Origin of the sequence: Roseovarius sp. A-2, from assembly GCF_002072155.1 — a bacterium.
Classification (GTDB): domain Bacteria; phylum Pseudomonadota; class Alphaproteobacteria; order Rhodobacterales; family Rhodobacteraceae; genus Roseovarius.
The window spans coordinates 1-20,460 of sequence record NZ_BDIY01000013.1 but is presented as its reverse complement, the minus strand read 5'-3'; the positions used below and the strand labels follow the sequence as shown (position 1 = coordinate 20,460).

18 protein-coding genes are annotated in these 20,460 nt (G+C 58.4%); 6 read left to right on the top strand and 12 right to left on the bottom strand.

Annotated features, from left to right (window positions below):
* Positions 1 to 55: 55 nt before the first annotated feature.
* The gene (locus BHD06_RS14360) at positions 56 to 1,096 is read left to right on the top strand and encodes an aromatic ring-hydroxylating dioxygenase subunit alpha (RefSeq protein ID WP_080457668.1); all 1,041 of its coding nucleotides are present in this window, start codon (positions 56 to 58) and stop codon (positions 1,094 to 1,096) included.
* Between the two features lies 1 nt (position 1,097).
* Entirely contained in the window at positions 1,098 to 2,240 is a 1,143-nt protein-coding gene (locus tag BHD06_RS14355; protein ID WP_080457667.1) for a 2Fe-2S iron-sulfur cluster-binding protein, read from the top strand.
* A gap of 4 nt (positions 2,241 to 2,244) precedes the next feature.
* On the opposite strand, the gene BHD06_RS14350 is transcribed toward BHD06_RS14355, so the two are convergent.
* From BHD06_RS14350 to BHD06_RS14335, 4 genes are read right to left on the bottom strand one after another with little or no spacing between them, the layout of a single operon-like run.
* Entirely contained in the window at positions 2,245 to 3,303 is a 1,059-nt protein-coding gene (locus tag BHD06_RS14350; RefSeq protein WP_080457666.1) for a succinylglutamate desuccinylase/aspartoacylase family protein, read from the bottom strand.
* On the bottom strand, positions 3,300 to 4,928 hold the full coding sequence (locus tag BHD06_RS14345) for an ABC transporter ATP-binding protein (RefSeq protein WP_080457665.1): 1,629 nt from the start codon (positions 4,926 to 4,928) through the stop codon (positions 3,300 to 3,302). Before BHD06_RS14345 ends, BHD06_RS14350 begins: the two co-directional genes overlap by 4 nt.
* 3 nt (positions 4,929 to 4,931) lie before the next feature.
* Positions 4,932 to 5,735, bottom strand: coding sequence for an ABC transporter permease (locus BHD06_RS14340; RefSeq protein ID WP_080457727.1), 804 nt, complete (start codon positions 5,733 to 5,735; stop codon positions 4,932 to 4,934).
* Between the two features lie 57 nt (positions 5,736 to 5,792).
* Positions 5,793 to 6,749 carry an ABC transporter permease gene (locus BHD06_RS14335; protein WP_080457664.1) on the bottom strand — a complete coding sequence of 319 codons (957 nt, stop codon included), beginning with the start codon at positions 6,747 to 6,749 and terminating at the stop codon, positions 5,793 to 5,795.
* 208 nt (positions 6,750 to 6,957) lie between these two features.
* Between BHD06_RS14335 and BHD06_RS14330 the strand changes: the two genes are divergently transcribed.
* Positions 6,958 to 7,647 (top strand): UTRA domain-containing protein, encoded by a 690-nt coding sequence (locus BHD06_RS14330; protein WP_080457663.1) that lies wholly within the window; start codon positions 6,958 to 6,960, stop codon positions 7,645 to 7,647.
* Positions 7,648 to 7,691: 44 nt separating this feature from the next.
* On the opposite strand, the gene hutU is transcribed toward BHD06_RS14330, so the two are convergent.
* Genes hutU through hutI form a run of 4 tightly spaced genes read right to left on the bottom strand, consistent with a single transcriptional unit; the run spans position 7,692 to position 12,899 of the window.
* On the bottom strand, positions 7,692 to 9,359 hold the full coding sequence (hutU, locus tag BHD06_RS14325) for a urocanate hydratase (RefSeq protein WP_080457662.1): 1,668 nt from the start codon (positions 9,357 to 9,359) through the stop codon (positions 7,692 to 7,694).
* Positions 9,356 to 10,156 (bottom strand): N-formylglutamate deformylase, encoded by an 801-nt coding sequence (gene hutG / locus BHD06_RS14320; RefSeq protein ID WP_080457661.1) that lies wholly within the window; start codon positions 10,154 to 10,156, stop codon positions 9,356 to 9,358. The genes hutU and hutG overlap by 4 nt, the downstream gene beginning before the upstream one ends.
* On the bottom strand, positions 10,153 to 11,691 hold the full coding sequence (gene hutH / locus BHD06_RS14315) for a histidine ammonia-lyase (protein ID WP_080457660.1): 1,539 nt from the start codon (positions 11,689 to 11,691) through the stop codon (positions 10,153 to 10,155). Before hutH ends, hutG begins: the two co-directional genes overlap by 4 nt.
* Positions 11,688 to 12,899, bottom strand: a complete 1,212-nt coding sequence (hutI, locus tag BHD06_RS14310) for an imidazolonepropionase (protein WP_080457726.1) — start codon at positions 12,897 to 12,899, stop codon at positions 11,688 to 11,690. The genes hutH and hutI overlap by 4 nt, the downstream gene beginning before the upstream one ends.
* A gap of 85 nt (positions 12,900 to 12,984) precedes the next feature.
* Here hutI and BHD06_RS14305 point away from each other — a divergent pair, with 85 nt between their 5' ends.
* Positions 12,985 to 14,343, top strand: coding sequence for a formimidoylglutamate deiminase (locus BHD06_RS14305; RefSeq protein WP_176214362.1), 1,359 nt, complete (start codon positions 12,985 to 12,987; stop codon positions 14,341 to 14,343).
* Here BHD06_RS14305 and BHD06_RS14300 read toward each other — a convergent pair.
* Positions 14,304 to 14,891, bottom strand: coding sequence for a HutD family protein (locus BHD06_RS14300; RefSeq protein WP_080457658.1), 588 nt, complete (start codon positions 14,889 to 14,891; stop codon positions 14,304 to 14,306). The genes BHD06_RS14305 and BHD06_RS14300 overlap by 40 nt on opposite strands.
* Before the next feature lie 116 nt (positions 14,892 to 15,007).
* On the opposite strand from BHD06_RS14300, the gene BHD06_RS14295 reads away from it, so the two are divergent.
* Positions 15,008 to 16,120: an S-(hydroxymethyl)glutathione dehydrogenase/class III alcohol dehydrogenase gene (locus BHD06_RS14295; RefSeq protein ID WP_080457725.1), complete on the top strand. Its 1,113-nt coding sequence runs from the start codon at positions 15,008 to 15,010 to the stop codon at positions 16,118 to 16,120.
* A gap of 37 nt (positions 16,121 to 16,157) precedes the next feature.
* Complete coding sequence (locus BHD06_RS14290) at positions 16,158 to 17,363, top strand: NAD(P)/FAD-dependent oxidoreductase (protein WP_080457657.1); 1,206 nt, start codon at positions 16,158 to 16,160, stop codon at positions 17,361 to 17,363.
* A gap of 40 nt (positions 17,364 to 17,403) precedes the next feature.
* Here the strand turns inward: BHD06_RS14290 and BHD06_RS14285 are convergent, their stop codons facing one another.
* The 3 genes from BHD06_RS14285 to BHD06_RS14275 all read right to left on the bottom strand — a co-directional run bounded on the left by BHD06_RS14285 (position 17,404) and on the right by BHD06_RS14275 (position 20,134).
* A complete protein-coding gene (locus BHD06_RS14285; protein ID WP_080457656.1) occupies positions 17,404 to 18,561 on the bottom strand; it encodes an aromatic ring-hydroxylating dioxygenase subunit alpha in 1,158 nt (385 codons plus the stop codon).
* A gap of 326 nt (positions 18,562 to 18,887) precedes the next feature.
* A complete protein-coding gene (locus tag BHD06_RS14280) occupies positions 18,888 to 19,274 on the bottom strand; it encodes an ankyrin repeat domain-containing protein (RefSeq protein ID WP_080457655.1) in 387 nt (128 codons plus the stop codon).
* Positions 19,275 to 19,471: 197 nt separating this feature from the next.
* Complete coding sequence (locus tag BHD06_RS14275; protein ID WP_080457654.1) at positions 19,472 to 20,134, bottom strand: GntR family transcriptional regulator; 663 nt, start codon at positions 20,132 to 20,134, stop codon at positions 19,472 to 19,474.
* Positions 20,135 to 20,460: the final 326 nt, after the last annotated feature.

Genomic DNA, 20,460 nt, shown 5'->3' with positions numbered 1-20,460 from the left:
TTGAGCGGATGTATCGTCAGCCCGATCAAAGCCAACACGTCAGCTAGGAAGTCATATGTTTCTCAAGAATGCATGGTACGTCGCCGCGTGGAGCGATGAAATCGTCAACGATCTCAAACAAGTCAAAGTGCTGGGCGAAAAGATCTGCATGTTTCGCAACAGCGACGGCGAAGTGATCGCGATGGAGGATGCCTGTCCGCATCGCAAGCTGCCTCTTTCCAAGGGGCGGATCAAGGGCGATACCGTGGAATGCGGCTATCACGGGCTGACGTTTGATTGTGCGGGCCAATGCGTCTGGGCGCCGGGCGGCGGGCGCATCCCGTCGGCGGCGCGCGTGCGCCCCTATCCGGTGCATGAGAAATACGGGCTGATCTGGATCTGGATGGGCAACGCGGCAATCGCGGACCCCGAAGATATCATCGACATCCCCAATTTCGACAGCCCCGAGTGGGGCATCAACCGCGGCGCGGCGATGGAGCTGAACTGCAATTACCTACTGATGTGCGACAACCTGCTGGACCCCACGCATGTGGCCTGGGTGCATGAGACGTCCTTTGCGTCGGCCGAGACGAAGGATGCTCCGCTCCGGGTGACCAAGACTGATACGGGCGTGATCGTTCACCGTTGGATGATGGATCACGAGCCTGCGCCGTTTTACAAAAAGGTCGTGGAATTCGAGGGCAATTGCGACCGGCTTCAGCATTACGAGGTGCGCTATCCCAGTCACGCGTTGATCCGCGCGGTGTTTACCCCTGCGGGCACCGGGGGCGTCGATGGCACACTGCATGAAAAAACGTTTGTCATGGACAGCTATAACTTCATGACCCCCACGACCGAGACCGAGACCCGCTATTACTGGTTCCAGTTGCGCAATATCCGGCCAGACGACGAAGAGCTGTCAAAGATGATGAGCGAAGATGTTCGCAACGCCTTTGAAGAAGATCGCGCAGTGCTCGATCAGGTCCAGATCGGGATGGATGAGAAAACATCGCCGCACATTGATCTTGGCATTGATGCAGGTCAGCTGCGGTTCCGCCGCCAGTTGGAAGCAATGATCGCCGAAGAGGCGATGGTTGACGCTAAGTTGAGCCAGTAAGATGGTCGTCGGATTTCGTGAATTCCGCGTGGCGGACAAGGTTGCCGAAAGCGACATCATCACCTCGTTCTACCTTGAGCCAACCGATGGCGCGCCTGTCTGGGAGGTGAAGCCGGGGCAGTATCTGACCCTGCGGATGCCGGGGGACGGCGATCCGGTGCTCAAGACCTATTCGGTGTCCTGCGATCCGTCAGAGACGCGCCACCACCGGATCACCGTGAAACGCGAGGCCGGGCTGAACGGCGCGCCGGACGGAGTGGGGTCCTGCTGGCTCCACGATCAGGTCGAGGTTGGCCAGATCATTGATATTGCAGCCCCGCGCGGCGCGTTCGTGCTGGATGAATCCAGCAACCGCCCGGTGCTCCTATTGTCGGGCGGGGTGGGGCTGACGCCGATGGTGTCCATGCTGCACCGTCTGCGCGACAGCGGTCGTGACGTATATTTCCTGCATGCCTGTGAAAATGGCCGGGTTCACGCCTTGCGCGACGAGGTTCTGGCCTGTGTCAATGACCGTATCAGAGCGCGTTTCGTCTATCGGACACCCGATGAAGCAGACCGTGCCGCCCAAAGCTTTGACGCCCAGGGTGTGATCGACAAGGCCTTCTTGCAGAACAATCTGCCCGTCGACGATTACGAGGTCTATCTGTGTGGACCGACGCCTTTCATGGTGGCGATGTATCAATTACTCCAGGACGTGGGCGTGCCCAAGGGGCGCATCGCCTATGAGTTCTTCGGCAAGGCAAAATCGTTGGATCAGCTGTTGGTGAAACCCGACATTCGCAAGGCTGCATCACGTGCTGCCCCGACTATTCAGGCGTTGACGTTCTTGACCGACCCCGACGCATGGGCCGCGGCGGATGAGGGGGCGAAACACACCGGCACGCCGTCACAAGGCGAAGTGACATTTCGCAAATCAAACACCTCGGCCGAATGGGACGGTTTCGCGGGTTCATTGCTTGAACTGGCCGAAAATGCGGGGCTGAATCCTGAATTCAGCTGCCGGTCAGGCATTTGCAATAGCTGTAAGTGTACATTGGTCTCGGGCACCGTCGAATATTTTGAAGAGCCCTTGATTCAACCCGAAGAAGGGCAAGTCTTGATTTGCTGTTCTCGGCCCAAAGGCGCCGTGGTGTTGGATATCTGACGCCTCAGGTCGTGGCGGCTGCTATCTGAGCCTCTAAGCCCTCACTCGAAAGCTCCGGGCAGATCACGCATAGGTGGTCTCCCGGTGTGACAATCGGCGTGGTCCGCACGATTGAAACAATGCCCTCACATGCACTGGTCAAAACCTGCGGCGTTGCATCCATCTTATAGAGATCGCGTAGCTGCATAAGCGCCTGACCTTTTGCAACCCGATCCCCAAGGCATACCAGGGGCTCCATCATGCCATAGGATTGCGCCGTGACATACTGCACGTTCTCACCCAGGTCGATAAAGGTTGTCTGGGGGGAAGGGGGCATGCCCAGCCGTTCCGCAGCCTGCGCGCGAAGGACGCCTTGATGCACCAGCAGCCTCAGCACGCCGTGCCATCCTCTTTCCAGTGACTGCAACGAGACTTTCGCCTCTCCGCCCAGCTCACACGAAATCATCGCGCAGCCGACGGCATGTGCCTTACTGTCGAAATCGCCATTTGTGTCGCTGGCCGGCACAACCATCGTATAGGGCAAGCCCATAACGCAGGAGAGCTCACGGGTCTGGGCATTTTGTGCGGGATCGCCGGAAAGGCAAAAATAAGCCGTATCCAGATAGTTCGAGATTTTGCCACCCGAATGGATGTCGATCGCAAGATCGGCCTCTGATATGAGATGCGTGGTTACAAATCCGGCGATGTCCTGGGTTGGCCCCGCAAAGGCCAGGCCAGTGAACGAACGGTTCAGGTTACCGCCATCCAGCGGCGACGTCCGGCTTACGGATTGAACCGCTGGCATGTTCAGAGAGGGCGCAAGGATCAGACGCCCGTTCAGATCGCTGGCTTCCAGCATCTCGAACAACCGCCGCACGATGATCTGGCCTTCGTATTCGTCACCGTGATTGCCGCCGCAAACCAAGGCTGTCGGGCCTTCACCGCCACAGATGACGGCAAGGGGCGATTGAATGGATGAAAATCCGTATCGGTTGTCTGAATGGGTAAAGGCAAAAACGTCGGCGCGTTTCCCTTCTGCGCGAAGATCGAGCGCCGAATGAACTGTTCCAAACCTCAGGCTCATTGGCTTTGCTCTGCTGTCATGCGTTCTTCCAGAAGGTCCGTCAGCCAGTCAGGATCCATTTCCGGCACCGAGGACAGCAGAAGTTCGGTATAGGGGGCGTGCGGGGGGGCGAAAATCTCGTCCTTGGGGCCTTGTTCAACAATCTTTCCGTTTTGCATGACGACGACGTCATCCGCGATGGAACGGACCGTCGCAATATCATGCGTGACAAACAAATAGGTCAAATCCAGTTCTCGTTGCAGGCGGTCCAACAAGCGTAAAATTCCTTCTGCGACCAGTTGGTCCAATGCCGAAGTAACCTCATCGCAGATGATGAAATCGGGCTCCGCCGCCAAGGCGCGAGCGATACAGACACGTTGTTTTTGCCCACCTGACAGCTCGGATGGAAAGCGGTTCATGAAAACGTCGGGGTCAAGTTCGATCAACGTCAACAGCTCTCTGATGCGGGCCTCTTTCGCGGCCCCCTTCAGGCCAAGGAAAAACGTCAGGGGGCGGCCGATGACATCTTTGATCCGCTGTTTGGGGTTGAGCGCCGTATCGGCCATTTGATGGATCATCTGAAGGTGACGCTGCAACCCGCGTGCACGTTTTGCGCCAACTTTCTGGAGCGGCACACCGTCGTATATGACTTCGCCTTCAATCGGTGGCAGCAGGCCCATGATCACCCGTGCAAGGGTGGATTTTCCCGATCCGCTTTCCCCGACAACGGCGACCGTGCTGCCGCGCTTGATGGTCAGATTGATATTATCCAGCACTTTGGTGGTGCCATAGGACGCATCCATGCCTTTGACGTCCAGCAGAGTACTCTCACCGTCCTCGCGGGGCGGGCGCGGTGCCCGGCGAAAGTCACGCACGGCCCATAACGACTTGGTATAGGTCTGCTGCGGATTGGCGAGCATTTCACGGGCAGGGGCCTGTTCAACCTCTTCTCCGCGCAGCAGCACCTTGATCTGGTCGGCCATCTGCGCAACGACGGCAAGATCATGCGTGATATAGATCGCAGCGGTATTATATTCGCGAACGATGTCGCGGATGGCGGCCAGAACCTCGATCTGGGTGGTGACATCCAACGCCGTTGTCGGTTCGTCAAAAATGATCAGGTCCGGTCGGCAGGCCATGGCCATGGCCGTCATGGCCCTTTGCAACTGGCCGCCAGACACCTGATGCGGGTAGCGAAACCCGATGGTGTCGGGATCTGGCAGGCGGATTTTTCGGTAAAGCTCCACCGCGTCCGATTGCGCCTGAGCTTTCGACATGACGCCATGCTGGACGGGGGCCTCGCAATACTGATTGATAAGTTTGAAAGCGGGATTGAACGCCGAGGCGGCCGATTGCGCGACATAAGCAATGCGTTTGCCGCGCAACTTGCGCAATGAATTGCGCGAGGCGGTGGTCAGGTCTTGGCCGTCAAACATGATTTGCCCGCCGCTGATCCGGCAACCGCCCTTGGTATAGCCCATCGCGGCCAGTCCAAGTGTTGATTTTCCCGCACCGCTTTCGCCGATCAGGCCCAGAATTTCACCGCGTTTCAGGCTCAGATCGACGCCTTTGATAATCGGCTTCCATTGCCTGTCGGAGTACCCTTCGATGGCGACATTTTTCATATCGAGCAAAATATCTGACATGCTTTATTCCTTCAGGCCGGATGACATATGCAAAACCCAATCCACAACAAGGTTCACGCCAATCGTCAGCAACGCGATGGCCCCGGCGGGGAGCAAGGGCGCAAGGCCAAAGGTGGCGGTTTGCCATGTGCTGAAATTCGCAAAAGAGATCAGCTTTGCACTTTCACGCACCATGCCACCCCAATCAGCGGTTGGGGGCTGTATGCCAAGGCCAAGGAAGGACAGCGCCGAGATAAACAGAAACACAAAACAAAACCGCAAGCCAAATTCCGCAATCAAAGGGGCCGCTGCATTGGGCAGGACCTCTTTGCGGATCAGCCAAAACAGGCCCTCACCGCGCATGCGTGCGACTTCGATATAATCCATCGTCAAAATCCCCTGTGCCACGGCGCGCGACAGGCGGAAGACCCGCGTACTGTCCAACACGGCGATGACGACGATCAGGGCGACAACAGAGGTGCCTGTTATCGTGAGGATAAGCAGCGCGAAAATCAGCGGCGGGATCGCCATCAGCACATCAACCGCCCGCGAGGCGATCACGTCAAACCAACCGCCAATGGTCGCCGCCAAAAGCCCGAAAACCGCCCCAAGCGTAAAGGCGAGCGCCGTTGTCGCCAGCGCAATGCCGACAGTATTGCGTGCGCCGTATATCAGGCGGGACAACACATCCCGACCCAAGATGTCGGTTCCCAGGTAATGCGGGGCGGTCCAGGGTTGATATTGCGCGCCCACAGAGGCGCTTTCTGCGTAAGGGGCAAACAGCGGCGCGCCAATCGCAATGATCGCGTAGAAGGCGACGATTAACATGCCGACCCAGGCCGAAACAGGCGCATCGCGAAGCTGAAGAAACAGATTATGCATATGTTATCTCGGATGTAGAAGGCGTGGGTTTGCGATGATCGACAAAATGTCTGCCAGTAGATTGAGCAGGATGTACGTCGCGGCGAAGATCAGACATGCCGCTTGCACGACCGTCACATCGCGTTTGGATACAGCGTCCACCAGTGTTTGCCCAAGACCCGGATAGACAAACACCACCTCGACCAGAACCACGCCGACAATCAGATAGGCAAGGTTCAGCGCGATCACATTGATGATCGGAGCAAGGGCATTGGGAAGCGCATGCACGGCGATCACGCGCCAGCGTTTGATACCCTTGAGGTGGGCCATTTCGATATAGGGCAGCGCCAGGAGGTTCAGGATCGCGGCCCGCGTCATACGCATCATATAGGCCAGAACGATCAACGTCAGCGTCATTGCCGGTAGAAAGGTTATGTATAATCGCTCGCCCAAGCTCGTATCGACATCGACATTGGCAAGGCTCGGGAACCAACCGAACCCTACGGAAAATATGAGGATCAGGATGTAGGCGATAAAGAATTCAGGAAAGGAAATCGCCGCCAACGTTGAGTTGGAGAGCAGGCGATCAAACACCGATCCGTTGTAAAGCGCGGCCATCATGCCGGATACGACGGCAATCGGCACCGAGATTGCGGCGGCATAGCCAGCCAGGAAAAAAGTATTTGCAGTGCGTTGACCGATCAACTCTGAGATCGGGCGTTGATTGGCCAGCGATATCCCGAAATCACCTGTTGCGGCCCCCGCCAGCCAAGAGAAATACCGTTCATGAAGCGGGCGGTTTAGGTCGAATTTTTCGCGAAACGCCGCAAGGCTTTCTTCGGTTGCTGCCTGGCCCAACATTTCGGTTGCGATGTCACCTGGCAGCATTTCGATTGCGGCAAAGATAATGACCGTAACAATCCAGAGAGTCAGCAGACCAATCAGTAAACGTTTGAAGACGATGGACAGGATTGAGTTCATGTGCACACTTTTGTCTTGGAGGATTGCATTATGTCTAGATTAATAGGAGAGTGAGGCGAACTGGTACTCGGCGTCAAGTGCAGCTCAACTGTGAGACCGTTTAGATTTTCTTTTCAAGCGGTTTCAAAGGGGGGGGCGGGTCTGGCAGATGTACGACAATCGCGCAGGTGCAAATGAACTATACGCAAAGCAAAAGAATTGGTCAGTTATGAAAGTCACCTATAGAGACGTCAAAACCGACATCCTGTCAAAGATCACCAGGGGGGAATGGGGGCCTGGAAGTTTTATTCCCAACGAAATCGAGCTTGCGGGGATATATGGCTGTGCCCGTGCCACCGTGAACCGTGCCATGCGCGAGCTTGCCGATGATGGCATCATCGAGCGCCGTCGCAAGGCGGGCACGCGGGTGCGTCAAAGCCCGGTCCGTCAGGCGCGGTTCGATATTCCGCTGGTGCGCGGGGAGATCGAGGAAAAGGGCGCGCAGTACCGCTATTCTCTGGTCAGTCACTCAGTGGTGGAGGCGCCTGACTGGCTCCGGGCGCGGTTGAAATTACCGCCGGGGGGCCGGGTTGTGCATCTGGTGTGCATGCATTACGCCGATGGCGACCCCTATCAATATGAAGACAGATGGATCAATCTCGCGGTTCTGCCGCAGGCCGAAAAGGCCGATTTTGCGGTGACGGGGCCCAATGAATGGCTGGTCGCCACAATCCCGTTTTCCGACGCCGAGATCAGCTTTTCGGCGGGGCTGGTGGATCTGGACCTGTCGCAATATCTTGCCAGCAAGATCGGCGATCCGGTTTTCACCGTGGAGCGGTCGACCTGGTGGGAGGGGCAGGCCGTTACATATGTCAAGCTGTCCTATCGCCCCGGGCATCGGATGACGACGCGCTATTGACGGGCAGGGGCACCGCCGCCGGGACAGGGCGACGGTGCAAGTCTTCAGAGAATTCCCGGCAGGTTCAAACCATTCTCGTGGGCGCACTCGAGCGCCTCGTCATAGCCCGCATCGGCGTGGCGCATCACGCCGGTTGCGGGATCGTTCCACAACACCCGTGCGATGCGGCGATCCGCATCCTCGGTGCCGTCACAACAGATCACCATGCCGGAGTGCTGTGAAAAGCCCATGCCAACACCGCCACCGTGGTGCAGCGACACCCATGTCGCGCCCGACGCGGTGTTGAGAAGTGCGTTGAGCAAAGGCCAGTCGCTGACCGCATCAGAGCCGTCCTTCATCGCTTCGGTCTCGCGGTTGGGCGAGGCAACCGAGCCTGAATCCAGATGATCGCGGCCAATCACGATCGGCGCGCTAAGCTCGCCGTTGCGCACCATTTCGTTGAACGCAAGGCCCAGCTTGTGGCGCACGCCCAGACCAACCCAGCAGATCCGCGCAGGCAGGCCCTGAAACGAAATCCGCTCGCGGGCCATATCCAGCCAGTTGTGCAGATGCGAGTCCTCGGCCAGGATCTCTTTCACTTTGGCGTCGGTTTTGTAGATGTCCTCGGGGTCGCCCGACAAGGCGGCCCACCGGAACGGGCCGATGCCGCGACAGAACAGCGGGCGAATATAGGCGGGCACGAAGCCGGGGAAATCAAAGGCGTTTTCCAGCCCTTCTTCCAGCGCCATCTGGCGGATGTTGTTGCCGTAATCGACGGTCGGAATACCGGCAGCGTGGAAATCGACCATCGCCTTGACCTGCACCTTCATGCTGGCGCGTGCGGCCTTTTCGACCTCTTTCGGCGCGCTTTCGCGTTTGTCTTTCCATTGCGCCATGGTCCAGCCCTGCGGCAGGTAGCCGTTGACCGGGTCATGCGCCGAGGTCTGGTCGGTGACGATATCGGGGCGCACACCGCGTTTGACCAGTTCGGGGAACACATCCGCCGCATTGCCGAGCAGGGCCACGGATTTCGCCTCGCCGGCCTTGGTCCAGCGTTCGATCATCTCAAGCGCTTCATCCAGCGTTTCGGCCTTTTCGTCGACGTATTTCGTGCGCAGACGGAAATCAATGCTGTCGGGGTTGCACTCGACCGCCAGACAGCAGGCCCCGGCCATCACCGCCGCGAGGGGTTGTGCGCCGCCCATACCGCCAAGTCCGCCGGTGAGGATCCATTTGCCTTTGAGATCGCCATCATAATGCTGGCGGCCCGCCTCGACAAAGGTCTCGTATGTGCCCTGCACGATGCCTTGGCTACCGATGTAGATCCACGACCCGGCGGTCATCTGGCCGTACATGGCCAGACCCTTTTTATCGAGCTCGTTGAAATGATCCCATGTGGCCCAATGCGGCACCAGATTGGAATTCGCGATCAAGACGCGCGGTGCATCCTTGTGGGTCTGGAACACGCCGACAGGCTTGCCCGATTGCACCAGAAGGGTTTGGTCGTCCTCCAGCGCGCGCAGCGAGGCGACGATCATGTCGTAATCCTTCCAGGTGCGTGCAGCACGGCCAATACCGCCATAAACCACCAATTCATGCGGGTTTTCGGCGACGTCGGGGTGCAGGTTGTTCATCAACATCCGCAGCGGCGCTTCGGTAAGCCAGCTTTTGGCCGTCAACTCGGTGCCGGTGGCGGGAAAAACGTCACGGGTGTTCTTGCGCGGATCGCTCATGATGTGCCTTTCAGGGTCGGGGCCAGGGCGGCCAGTTTCGTCAGAATAGATGTGAGGTGAGGGCGCAGGCGCGCGGCTTTGTCTTCGTCATAGCCCCACGGCGCGGTCTCGGCGCTCAGATAGGTGCTTTGCGCCAATTCCATCTGGATGGCGTGCAACCCCTCGGTGGGGCGGCCATAGTGACGGGTGGTCCAGCCGCCTTTGAAACGGCCATTGGTGATTGAGGTATAGCCCTCGGCAGCGGCGCAAATGTCTTGCGTGGCCGCTTCAATCTCGGGCGCGCAGGTGCTGCCCAGATTGGTGCCGATGTTGAAGTCGGGCAGGGTGCCGTCAAACAGGAACGGAATACCTGAGCGGATGGAGTGGCAATCATACAAGATCGCGATGCCGTGCAGATCGCGCACCCGTTCAAGCTCGGCCTGCACCGCCGCGTGATAGGGCGCGTGAAAGGTTTCGCGGCGCTCTTCTATCTCTGCTTCGGTGGGCGGGGTCGCCCAGATGTCATGACCATCAAAATCGGTCAGGGGGACCAAGCCGGTGGTGTTCTGCCCCGGATAGAGCGAGACGCCTGACGGGTCGCGATTGGCGTCAATCACATAACGGTGGAAGGTCGCACGTACCGTGGTCGCGCCTGCCAGAACACCGTCGTAGAGCCTGTGAATATGCCAGTCGGTGTCATCCAGCCCACGTCCGCGCGGGTTCAGGTCGGCCAGGATATCCTCGGGCACAAAGGTGCCGGTATGCGGCAAGCCCAGAACAATCGGGCTGTCGCCCTGTTGAATCTCGACGGGTTTCATGCCGCAACACCCGGCATGGCGACGCCCGTGGCGGCGACGATATCGCCCTCTGCGATCATCACCGCGGCGCGTTCCAGATCAGGCGCGAGGTAGCGGTCCTGGCCCAGTGTCGCCACATCGCGACGCACCCGTGCAACAACGCGCTGCAAGGTCTCGCTGGTTGTCAGCGGGGCGCGGAAATCAATGCCTTGCGCGGCGCAGAGCAGCTCAACCCCCAGAATACGATTGAGGTTTTCGATCATCTGACCCAAGCGGCGCGCGCCATGGGCGGCCATGCTGACGTGGTCTTCTTGGTTGGCAGAGGTCGGCGTGCTGTCGGTGACACAAGGGTTTGCCAGATGCTTGTTCTCGCTCATCAGGGCGGCAGTGGTGACCTCGGCAATCATGTAGCCAGAGTTCAGGCCGGGATTGGGCGTCAGGAACGGCGGCAGGTTAAAGCTCAGCACCGGATCGACAATCAGGGCCACGCGGCGCTGCGCGATGGCGCCGATCTCGGCGATGGCAAGCGCGATCATATCGGCGGCAAAGCCAACCGGCTCGGCGTGGAAATTGCCGCCCGACACGATCAGGTCCGCCTCGATCAGAACAAGCGGATTATCTGTGGCGGCATTCGCTTCAATCTCAAGCGTGCGCGCCGCCATGCGCAGCACATCCATCGCCGCGCCGGTCACCTGCGGTTGGCAGCGGATGCAATAGGGGTCCTGCACCCGCGCGTCATCGACGACATGGCTGTCGCGGATCTCGGAGCCGGCCAAAAGCGCGCGCATGGTTTCGCCCGCCTCTATCTGGCCAGGGTGGCCGCGCAGGGCGTGGATTTCGGGCTGCAAGGGCGCTGTGGACCCCATGATCGCGTCCGTCGACAAGGCCGATGTGACAAGCGCCGAATGGGCAGCACGCCATGCGCCAAAGAGACCGGCAAGCGCGAAGGCGGTGGAAAACTGTGTGCCATTGATCAACGCGAGCCCTTCTTTCGGGCCAAGCTCGACCGGGGTCAAACCCGCCGCTTTCAATGCCTTGTCTCCGGACATGACCTGCCCGTCAAACTCGGCCTCGCCATGGCCCATCATCACCGCCGCCATATGCGCCAGCGGGGCAAGATCGCCCGACGCGCCGACCGAGCCTTGCGCGGGAATGACCGGTGTCACGCCCTTGTCCAGCATTGCCTCGATCAGCGTGACAACCTCCAGCCGCACACCGGATGCGCCGCGCCCGAGGCTGAGCAATTTGAGCGCCATCAGCAAACGCGCATGACGGCGCGAAATCGCCGGGCCAACACCACAGCAATGGGACAGGATCAGATTGCGCTGAAGCGTGGCGGTGTCTTTGGATTCGATTTTGACCGAGGCCAGCTTGCCAAAACCGGTGTTAACGCCATAAACCGCATCGGTCCCGGCAACCGCCTTTGCGATGCGGGAATGGGCAAGTTCAATGGCCGGGTGGCACGCGGGATCAAGGCGCACCGATGCCTCATTCCAGAAAATTTCGGCCAGATCATCCAGCGTGACAGCGCCGGGGGTGAGGGTAAGTGTGGTCACGATATGCCTCCGAAAATGCGGGAATGTAGGGGGTTGAAGCCGATGCGATAGGCCAGTTCGGCAGGGTGTTTGATATCCCATACCGCCATTTCGGCGCGCATGCCGGGCGCGATGGTGCCGACATCCGTCAAACCAAGCGCGCGCGCGGCGTTTGCGGTGGCGCCGCGCAGGGCCTCTTCGGGGGTCATGCGAAACAGGGTGCAGCCCATGTTCAGCGTCAGCAGCAGGGAATTGAGTGGCGATGAGCCGGGGTTGATATCGGTGGCCAGGGCCATCGGCACGCCGTGCTTGCGCAAGAGATCAATCGGCGGCTCTTGCGTTTCGCGCAGGGTATAGAACGCGCCGGGCAGGATGACGGCCACGGTGCCCGCCTTGGCCATCGCCTTGACACCATCCTCGTCCAGATACTCGATATGATCAGCAGACAGTGCGCCATATTGCGCCGCCAGTTTAGCACCGCCAAGGTTGGACAATTGCTCGGCATGAAGCTTGACCGGCAAGCCGAGGTCGCGGGCCACGTCGAAGACGCGGGCGATCTGGTCGGGCTGAAACGCGATGCCTTCGCAGAACCCGTCGACCGCATCGACCAGCCCTTCGGCATGCGCCGCGCGCAGGGCCGGGATGCAGACCTCGTCGATATAGGCATCATTGCGCCCGGCATATTCGGCCGGGGTCGCGTGGGCCCCAAGAAAGGTGGTCTTTACGCGGATGCGGCGGTTTGCCATGACCGCGCGGGCGACGCGCAGCATGCGCAGCTCGGTTTCGATATCCAGGCCATAACCCGATTTGATCTCGATGCTGGTCACACCCTCGGACATCAAGACATCGACGCGGCGCAGCGCGTCGGTCAGTAATAGATCCTCGCTCGCGGCGCGGGTGGCCTTGACGGTGGACACGATCCCGCCACCGGCGCGCGCGACCTCTTCATAGCTGGCCCCGTTCAGGCGCATCTCGAATTCCACGGCGCGGTCACCACCATGCACGATATGAGTGTGACAGTCGATCAAACCGGGGGTGACAAGGCGGCCACCAAGCGATTGTTGCTCAAGGTCCGCATATTGCGTGGGCAGGTCGTTGCGCGCGCCGACCCAGTCAATCCGTCCGTCGCTCACCGCGATGGCCGCATCTTCGACCAAACCATAGGCCGTTTGCGTCGCACTCATGGTCGCAGCAGTCAGATCGACGAAGACCCTGTGATTCTCAGTCATTTCATTCACCATTGGTCAGAATTCGCCTTTTCTGGTACGCGTTAATGTGCAATATGTCTACACATAAAAAATGAAAGAGAGCCAAATGATCTTTGCATCGCTTGCCAGACTGCCCGGTGGTTGGGCCGATAACGTTCGGATTGAGGTCGAAAATGGCCGGATCACCAGGGTCGAGACCGATCAACAGCCGCAGGCCGCGGACGTGTGCGTCGATACGCTGTTGCCCGCGCTTGCCAACCTGCACAGCCATAGCTTTCAGCGGGCGATGGCGGGGATGACCGAATATCGCATGGCGGGCAAAGACAGCTTCTGGACATGGCGCGAGTTGATGTATCGATTTACCGCAACCCTGACGCCGGAGCATATCGAAGCCATCGCCGGTCTTGTCTTTCTGGAGATGCAGGAAGCGGGCTATGCCAGCGTCGGCGAGTTTCACTATCTGCATCACCAACCCGGCGGAACGCCCTATGACGACTTGGGTGAACTGTCGGCGCGCATCGCGGCGGCGGCGGCAACCACCGGCATCGGGCTGACCCACCTGCCGGTTCTCTATAGTTATGGTGGGGCGGGACAGGTGCCGCTTGAGGCGGGGCAGGCGCGGTTTGGCAATACGGTGGATCGGTTCAACGATCTGGTGGCGCGGGCCAGGGTCGCTGTTGCGAACTTGCCTGCCGATTGCCGCGTCGGGATTGCGCCGCATTCCCTGCGCGCCACATCGCCCGATGATCTGGTTTCGGTCCTGAGCGCCCACCCGGCGGGACCGATTCACATCCACATCGCCGAGCAGCCCAAGGAAGTTGTGGACATTCAGGCTTGGCTGGGCGCGCGACCTGTCGAGTGGTTGCTGGCGAATACGAATGTGACGCCGGACTGGTGCCTGATCCATGCCACCCACATGACGCCGGATGAAACCACTGAAATGGCCAGATCCGGCGCGGTTGCCGGGCTTTGTCCGGTGACCGAGGCCAACCTTGGCGACGGGCCGTTCAATGGCCCCGCCTATCTCGGGGCCGGGGGCGCATTCGGCATCGGCTCTGATTCAAACGTCCTGATCTCGCTGACCGAAGAATTGCGCACCCTGGAATATTCCCAACGCCTGCGTGACGTTGCGCGCAATGTGATGGTTGTTGGCGAAGGCTCGGTTGGCGACACATTATATACCGGCGCGGCCAAAGGCGGCGCGCAGGCGCTTGGCCGTGGCGCAGGTGAGATTGCCGTCGGTGAGCTGGCCGATCTGGCCGCGATTGACAGCAAGGCCGCAGCGCTTTGTGCCCTGCGCCGTGACCAGCTTCTTGATGGTTTGGTGTTCGCGGCCAAGGATGGGGTTGTCACCGATGTCTGGTCCGCCGGGCGACATGCTGTGCAATCGGGCCGCCACATCCGGCGCGATGAAATTACCGCAGCCTATCGTTCAGCCATGCAGAGCCTGATGGCATCGCTCTGATCCAGATAGGTCAGACGGATCTCAAGCAGGGCGTCGCCGTCGGCAAGGGTCAGTGTCGCATCTGTTTCTGTAATCAACGCGGTGTCGCCTGTGCTCAGTCGCGCCGCGTTGATCATCGGATTACCTGAAAGCACATGAAACGCGAGGATACCCTGCATGGGCCGCCGGGCGATTTGGTCAAGCGGCCCTCGGTGCGTGATCACATCCCCCTCGCACAGGGCCGGATCAAACATCAGGTTCAGGTCGGTCAACGGGCCGTCTTGCAGGCGCGAATGAACCTTGAGGGCGCCCTCAAAGCGCACCGGCTCCCAGAGGTTTGCCTCCAGCGAGGTGCTCGGGGTGTCGAGCACCATCGCGCCGCCCGACACCACGGTCAGCACCCGCATCATGCCGGAGAAATCCGAAAACGCACCGTCCTGCGCCACATCCGCGCGGCTGATTGTCCAGACCACGTGATCGCGGCGCATCCCCTTGGCGATATTGCGCGTGACGCCGCCACCGTTTTTCCAGGGAACGTCGATCAGGGCGCTCAAGTGCAGAATCCGCATCGGATGACCTCCTCTTCTTTTTTGAAACAGACTGCTTGACCCAACCCTGCCTGCACTTTAATTAATATGCTAAATCAAAATAAGTCTATACATAAAATTCGAGGAGATCCCCCATGATGAGAACCCGCGCCGCCGTTGCCGTAGAAGCAGGTAAACCGCTTGAAATCATGGAGGTCAATCTTGAAGGCCCAAAGCGTGGCGAGGTCCTGGTTGAGATCAAGGCCACCGGGCTGTGCCATACAGATGAATTCACCCGCTCTGGCGACGACCCCGAAGGGATATTCCCCGCGATCCTCGGCCATGAAGGCGCGGGCATTGTGTTGGAGGTGGGCGAGGGCGTCACGACGCTGGAGCCGGGCGATCATGTGATCCCGCTCTATACGCCTGAATGCCGTGAATGCGACTATTGCCTGAGCGGGAAAACCAACCTGTGCCAAGCGATCCGGATCACCCAAGGGCGTGGACAATTGCCCGATGGCACGACGCGGTTTTCCATGCTGGATGGCACGCCGATCCACCATTACATGGGCTGTTCGACCTTTGCCAACCATACGGTTGTGCCGGAAATTGCGCTGGCCAAAGTGCGCAAGGACGCGCCGTTTGACAAGATTTGTTACATCGGCTGCGGCGTGACCACCGGCATTGGTGCGGTGATCAACACGGCCAAGGTCGAGATCGGCGCGCGTTGCGTGGTGTTTGGTCTGGGGGGGATTGGCCTTAACGTGATCCAGGGGCTGCGCCTTGCGGGTGCGGATCAGATCGTGGGCGTTGATCTGAACGACGACAAAGAAGAAACGGGCAAGTATTTCGGGATGACCGATTTCGTGAATCCCTCCAAGATCGACGGTGATCTGGTGGCGCATCTGGTTGAGTTGACCGGCGGTGGGGCTGATTATACCTTTGACGCCACGGGCAACACCAAGGTCATGCGCGACGCGCTTGAGGCCGCCCATAAGGGCTGGGGCGAAAGCATCATCATCGGCGTGGCCGCAGCGGGGGCCGAGATTTCCACCCGTCCATTCCAATTGGTCACGGGGCGTGTCTGGCGCGGCACGGCGTTTGGTGGGGCCAAGGGCCGTACAGACGTGCCCAAGATCGTGGATTGGTACATGAACGGTAAGATCGAGATTGACCCGATGATCACGCACAAGTTGACGCTTGATCAGATCAACGAGGGGTTCGAGCTGATGCATCAGGGCAAATCCATCCGCGCCGTGGTGGAATTCTGATCATCAAACCGCCTGCTTCTTGCCGAAGGAAGATTTCATGAAACATATCGTCGTTGTCGGAGCGGGGCAGGCGGCAAGCGCTTTGGCGTTCAAATTGCGCGCCCTCAAGCATACCGGGGCGATTACCCTGATCGGCGACGAGCCTGACCTGCCGTATCAGCGCCCGCCCTTGTCCAAGGCCTATCTGTTGGGGGATATGACGCGGGAGCGCCTGTTTTTGCGTCCGCAATCGGCCTATGATGAAGCGGATATCGCCGTGCGTATGGGGGGGGCAGTAACGGCCATTGACCCCGGTGCGCGCCGTCTGACGGTCGGGGATGAGCAGGTGGATTATGACACACTGGTCCTTACAACAGGCTCAAGCCCGATCCGATTGCCTGCGCAGATTGGCGGCGATCTAAAGGGTGTTTATTGTGTCAGAACACTTGGCGATATTGATGCGATGGCACCGCATTTCGCCACAGGAAAACGTGCCTTGATTGTGGGCGGCGGGTATATCGGGTTGGAAGCGGCCGCCGTTGCTGCAAAGCTTGGATTGAATGTCACCGTTGTCGAAATGGCCGAGCGTATCTTGCAACGTGTCGCATCGCCACAAACCGCGGATTACTTTCGTGCGCTTCATCAAAGCCACGGTGTGAATATCCTCGAGGGGGTGGGGCTTGCGAAACTGATGGGCGACACCGAGGTAACGCAAGCTGTCTTGAGTGACGGGCAAACGCTGGATGTTGATTTTGTCATTGCAGGCATCGGCATTCGCCCCAACACCGCACTGGCCCAATCTGCTGGGCTAACCATCGACAACGGAATCAGCACCGACGCGTTTGGCAAAACCTCCGTGGCGGATATCTGGGCCGCGGGCGATTGTGCGTCTTTCCCGCTAGGTGAGGCGCGCATTCGTCTTGAAAGCGTGCCAAACGCTATTGATCAGGCAGAAGCGGTTGCCGCGAATATCATGGGGGCCAATGCGCCCTATGTCGCCAAACCGTGGTTTTGGTCTGACCAGTATGATGTGAAGTTGCAGATTGCCGGGTTGAACACGGGCTATGATGCCGTTGTCACCCGTTCAGGCGACAAACCCGGCGCTGTGTCGCATTGGTATTATCGGGGTGTAAACCTGCTGGCGGTGGATGCGATGAATGCGCCGCGTGAGTTTATGGTTGGCAAACGCCTGATCGAGGCGGGGAAATCCCCTGCTCCTGATATGATTGCCTCGCCGGATACCGCGCTGAAATCACTCTTGTAAAGAAAATCGCGCGCCCGTTGGTCGGGCGCGCGATGTCTTTTTATTCGGCTGCAATGGGCGTGTCTTTCGCGCCAAGCATCCCTTCCATATATTTCAGAAAGTCCCAGATCGTGCCTTCCAGATCGTCGGGCGCCAATGGGCCACCCCCGAAATAACGTGTATTTTGGGCCGCCTGCAGAGTTTCCAGCTTTTCCTTGTCTTCTGCGTTGAAAGCTTTGCACAGATCGACATAGGCCACGACCTCGGGATCGAGCGGGTCTGTTTTCAGGCCACATACACCCCAGCGGATCGAAACCTTATCCACGCCGTTGGGACGCAAACAAAGGAAGAGCGTATAGTTCGCGGCCACAGCCACCACAAAGCTGGGGAAGATGTTGAACAACACGCTGTTGCGTTGCTCGTCCTCGGTCATGTCGTCATGAAACGGGCCGCGCGGCGGAAATTCGGGGTCGTAATAGGATCGATAGGCCGTCCAACGATCTTCGCCGGGGACTTTGCGGCACAGCTGCGTTGGGGTCATCGGCTGGAGTGTTTTCGGGTGGGTTGCAAACAGGTGATACCCTTCCATGAAATTCTCGGTCAGGTTTTTCCAGTTCGTACCCCAAACAGCGTCTTCCTTGAAAAGCAGGTTGCGCAGTTCGTGGTGGTAATTGTGCAAAATACCGTCCAGTGACGCCAATTGTGGGGCCAGTGGCTTTGCCGTGCCGTCCAGATTTACAAAGATGAAGTTGTTCCAGATCTCTGTCGCGAGTTTTGGCAGGCTGCATTTGGCCGCATCAAATGCCTTTGCCTTTTTCATCAAAGGTGCCGTTTTCAGAGCACCATCGCGCGCGTATGTCCATGCGTGATAGGGGCATACAAAACTACGGCGATTGCCGCTGTCTTCGTTTACGACAAGGTTTCCGCGGTGACGGCAAACATTGGACAGAACGTTGATCGTACCTTCATCGTCGCGCGCGACCAGAAGCTGCTCTCCCAACAGTTCAGTCGTGTAAAAATCGCCCGGATTGGCGACCTCTCCGACATGACCGATGCAGACCCATTCGCGGCGGAAAATCTGTTCCTTCTCAAGTTCCAAGAATGCTTCGGACGTATAGAAATCCGACGGCATGCTATAGGCGTCATCCTTTGATTTTGAGGTGAGGTCGGTCAGGTGCTGGCGCAGATCTTGGGCGTCACGTGGCTTTGTCGCTTGCATTGTTTGCTCCGTATTTGACAATCTGTGATCACAGATTGGTAGCACAACCCGGAACTACCAGCAAAGGAAAAGTAGGTCGGAAAGTCATGAATCGAATGAAAGACGGGCGGTGCCGTTTGCAGTGCGCGAAAAGTGAGTCGTTTGCCCCATGTGGGCGACCAGTTTCAGGGCCAGCCCTTTGCATTTCGTGTTGCAAGCTTGGGCCAAAGCCATTGTGACTGCGAAGCCATATCGATCAGCGGCTCCCGAAGAAATCTCGGGAGTCGCTCGCGCCGGTTGTCAGCTCAGCGGACTTAGTTGCCATTCGCAATACTACGACGATAAAGTCACTGACTGCCAAAACACCGTTGCATCTCGCCACCCAATTCGACGGCAATTTCTTTGGGTGACTTCCCAAACTCAGATTTAGCTGCCGGATTCGCACCAGATTTCAAGAGCGCTTCCACAACTTTAATGTTTCCTTGGCTTACGGCGACATGAAGCGGCGTTTCAGACATGTCTCCAACGGCGTTTAAGTCGGCACCTGCCTCGATAAGTAACAGTGCTCCATACGTATTTTTTCGCCAAAGCATTACATGCAATGGGGTATCACCAACACTGTCTCTGCTATCGATGCTAACGGGAGCTTCACCCATTTCGGCAGGAAACATGGTGTCGGAACATGAAGAAAGGAGTTGATCCAACGTCTCTCTGGATTTGAACTTTTTAGACATTTTTCTTCCCGCGAAAATCGTCTTCAGTGCTCCAATAATACATTAGAATTCCGCATTGCTAACGAGAAACATCAAATCAAAGTGGGCTCGGAGCGGTCATTACACCACGAACCTCAGGATCACTCGTCTGCACCACGACCCGCAAAGGGATGGGTCTCGGGGCTGGTTGGCTTTTTACAGGCGCATTAGCGCCGGGCTCAGTCGTTGTGGCGGTAAAGTTCGCAGCCCCAAAACGCGTCTTCTTCTATCAACCGGCGTGCGGTTTTGGCGTCTCCATCGCGCAGGGCGTCGATGATCAGCTCATGTTCCCCAAGCCAGTTGTCCGCATTCACCAGATTTTCAATTCCATGCGCAAGCCACGGACCTGTTTGCACATATAAGCGGTCAATGCTTAGCACGAGCACGCTATTGTCGCTGCAGTGATAGATCGTGCTGTGAAACTCGTAGTTGGCCAGTAAAAACCCGGATGCGTCGCGGGCTTCCAGGTGACGATGGGTCTTTTCCACGGATTTCTGCAATCTTGACAGGGTTTTGGCCGTGATGCGTTGCGCGGCTATTTCCGCAGCGGCCCCCTCTAAAACGCCCCTGACAAAGAAAAGGTCTGAGGCCTCTTTTGTGGTCAGGTCAGGGACGCGGTAAGCCTTGCGTGCGGCAGAGTTCAACGCCCCTTCTGATGCCAGTTGCCTGAGTGCTTCGCGTACCGGCATCGTTGAAACACCGTAGCTTTCCGCAAGCTTGCGGACAGAAACCGCTTCGGCGGGCTTTAACACGCCCGTGATCAGCTTGACGCAAAGGTCAGCATAAACTGTCGCGTTCAGGCTTTCGGCGCCCGATAGCGATGTTTCCGCGTTGGCATTCATTATTTGTCCTCGCAATCCTAACGGACAATAGAGGGCGCAATCCGGTTCCGCCAGATGCGGCGGCTAAAACAGCATTATCGATAATGAAACGTCGCAGACCAAATCAAATCCGAAGCGGCAGTGCCAAGTTACTTGGTCTGTATCTCAATAGGGGCTCTGGGTGAATTTCATGTCGCCATTCTGGCCGGTGGACCCCTAACAGGCCGCTGAAGAAGTCACCGATGGGGAATGGTTTCCCGTCTATGGGACTGAGACCCTTGAGCGCCCACCCCTTCGGATCGAATGGAATGCATGCCTGATGCCCGTTGTCGCCTCATGTGGCCAGT